Consider the following 2,825-nt stretch of genomic DNA (forward strand, 5'->3'; position numbering starts at 1 on the left):
AGTTTCTATTATAGGAATACTTGCGGGGGTAATGATTGCTGTTATAAACCCTAACAAGATTCGGGGAAGAGCCCGCGATGGCGTTCGTAAAAACGATATGGCGGTTATTAAAGGCGCTGTTGAAAACTATTACGCCGAAAACAATATCTATCCCGTAACAGGCGCTATACCTTTTGGCACGGAATGGACCAACTATTTAAAACTTGTTCCTAAAGACCCTAAACCCGGCTGGACTCAATACTGTTATTCCCGCCCCGATGCCAACAACTTTATTTTATGCGCTAGAGTGGAGGATAGCAATTCCGCTTATGTTCCAAGCGGAGTTAGTCCCTGCGAAAGTATAGTGGTGTTGGAGGCGTATTGTGTGCAGAATCCGTTCTAAAAAATCTCAAATGTTAAAACTCAAATGTCAAATCCACATCTAAAATCTCAAATCCAAAAAACTCAGAATGGAATTATACTAGATACTAGATACCAAATACTAGATACTCTTGACAAAGGATTTACTCTCGTTGAACTTCTTGTTGTTATTGCCCTTGTTTCGGTGATAGCCGCTATGTCTTTGGTGGCTCTTAACCCCGCCGATATTTTTGCCCGTTCGCGAGACTCCAAAAGGTTTGCCGATATGGCTATGTTAATGAACGCCTTTGAAAGATACAATATTGATAACGGCTCTTATCCCGATTTGGTGGCTGTTACGCGGGTAAGCAGTTCCCTGCCCCAAGAGCAAACGGGTCCTTTGCAAAGCGCTATTTTCGGTTGGATTGTTTCGGATGTTTCAAAATATATTTCTCGTTTACCTACCGACCCTCAAAATGTGGACTTTTTAGTTTACAGATACAAAAGGTCCGAAACGGCGTATGAGTTGGATTGTTATTTGGAATTTTACAAAGAAAGAGCGCAAACGGATGGGGGGAATAATGTTGGAAGGTTTGAGGTGGGGAATGATATGAACCTTTTGCCGTGAGGCAAAAGGTTAAACTTAAATGTTAAATTTAACAAAGGATTCACCTTTTTCAAAGGAGAATCCTTGTAATAAAAAGGGATTTACTTTGGTGGAGCTTTTAATAAGCGTTTCGGTAATAGTTATTCTAACTGCCATTGCTCTTCCTATTTTTACTACAACAGGAAGCAATCAGACGCTCATCCAAAATTCGGAAAATATCAAGTCGGACATCCGGCTCGTACAAACAAAATCCCTTTCCGGTATTGTTTCTGGCGATAATGGATATTGGGGAGCGAGATTTATTTGCGCTGGCGGAAAATCCACAAACTATATTTTGGGTCAACCAAATAATGCTGAGGATCCTTTGTCCGAAATAACTTCTGGCGAGCAGAAATCTTTAACTTCCGGGGTATATGTTGAATGCGTTAATTCTTTTCAAGTGGTTTTTATAAAAAATACCGCCAAGCCGGTTGGCGGAGGTACTACCATAACGGTTTCGGATGATACACATCCTGATAAAACGATTGTTATAAATAGTGAAGGTAGTATAGAATAGCTATGTAGTCAGTGCGAACATCGTTGTCATTGCGAGGAGGAACGAAGTGACGACGAAGCAATCTCAATAAGATTGCTTCGCTACGCTCGCAATGACAAATGGTATTTAGGGGTCCGCACTCCAATGAAATGAATATAAATAACAAGGGTCAGACTTTAATAGAGGTGGTTTTGGCAGTGGCTATTGCCGTTATTGTTATCTACGCTTTAGTTTCCCTTGCCACTATATCTACTCTTTACGCACAGTCGGCATTAAGAAGAGCCGAAGCGGTAAAGTTGGCTAATGCCGGGATGGAGTCTTTTAGGATGGAGCGGGATATAGGAGGGTTTGATAGCGATTGTTTAAGTCCCAATGGCTTGAATAATACTTATATCATTAGTTCCTCTCCAACGACCTGCGCTTTTTTGGAAACCTCCAGCAATTCTTATGAATCCATAACTCCGAGAACAAATGTGATTTATAGAAGGTCTATGATAGTCGCTAATGACGGCGCTAATAAAAAAAATGTTATGGTAACGGTTAAATGGAGTGAGGGCAAAAGCGAGCGTAAGGTCTCTATGACGGGTGTTTTAACTAACTGGAGATGATTTTATGAGATTATCAAAAAAAGGAGTAACTTTAATAGAGCTTTTAATTGTGGTGGGAGTAATTTCTATTGTGGCGGCGGTTGGTGGGGATATTTTGCTTACGGTGGTTAGAGCGTACAAAAAAGCGCAAATTTTGGGAACGGTTGAACAAAACGGGTCGCTTGCTTCCACCTTAATGGAAAATAATTTGCGAAATTCTTCTGTAATAAAATATGAGGATTTGGGACAATTTGTTGAGGTTTCCGAAGGTCAAACTGAATATACTGATTATGTTAAAATTACCAGCGCGCAAGGGGTTTCTTCCACAATACAGTTTGTGGAAGGGGGGGTATCGGGAACCTGTCCCAACGGCAGAATTGAAGTGGATGGGGTAACGGTAACCAATACGGATGTTAATAGCGGGGTGAATATAATTAAAGGAGGTAGTAGTATTTTTACCATTTACAATCCCGAAGGCGGTCCTCCTATTGTTACCGCTTTGTTTAAGGTTACACACGCTTGTCAAAGCCCCGTTACCGCAAGCGCAGAATTTAATACCACAGTTACTTTAAGGGGAAATTATGGGAATTGAAAAACTTTTAGGTTTTACCCTAGTAGAGCTTTTAATATCTATAAGTGTAATTATAATCCTAACGGCTATTTCCATACCAATTTATTATAATCTGGCGTTTAGCAGGTCATCGGAAGAAAGTTCAAGGAGTATAATACAAAATCTGTCTCTTGCTGAAACTAAAGC

General features: G+C 40.4%; 5 protein-coding genes. All 5 read left to right on the plus strand.

What is annotated here, in order from left to right; all coding sequences use genetic code 11:
* On the plus strand, positions 1-382 hold a 382-nt coding region (locus tag KJ678_03040; protein ID MBU1017114.1), incomplete at its 5' end, for a hypothetical protein.
* Between the two features lie 24 nt (positions 383-406).
* Entirely contained in the window at positions 407-967 is a 561-nt protein-coding gene (locus KJ678_03045; GenBank protein ID MBU1017115.1) for a type II secretion system GspH family protein, read from the plus strand.
* Positions 968-986: 19 nt separating this feature from the next.
* Positions 987-1,502, plus strand: a complete 516-nt coding sequence (locus KJ678_03050; protein MBU1017116.1) for a prepilin-type N-terminal cleavage/methylation domain-containing protein — start codon at positions 987-989, stop codon at positions 1,500-1,502.
* Positions 1,503-1,630: 128 nt separating this feature from the next.
* Complete coding sequence (locus tag KJ678_03055; protein ID MBU1017117.1) at positions 1,631-2,089, plus strand: prepilin-type N-terminal cleavage/methylation domain-containing protein; 459 nt, start codon at positions 1,631-1,633, stop codon at positions 2,087-2,089.
* Between the two features lie 4 nt (positions 2,090-2,093).
* Positions 2,094-2,660: a type II secretion system GspH family protein gene (locus KJ678_03060; protein MBU1017118.1), complete on the plus strand. Its 567-nt coding sequence runs from the start codon at positions 2,094-2,096 to the stop codon at positions 2,658-2,660.
* The last annotated feature ends 165 nt before the right edge of the window (positions 2,661-2,825 follow it).

It is taken from the genome of Patescibacteria group bacterium, assembly GCA_018817085.1.
Lineage (GTDB): Bacteria > Patescibacteriota > WWE3 > CG2-30-40-12 > CG2-30-40-12 > CG2-30-40-12.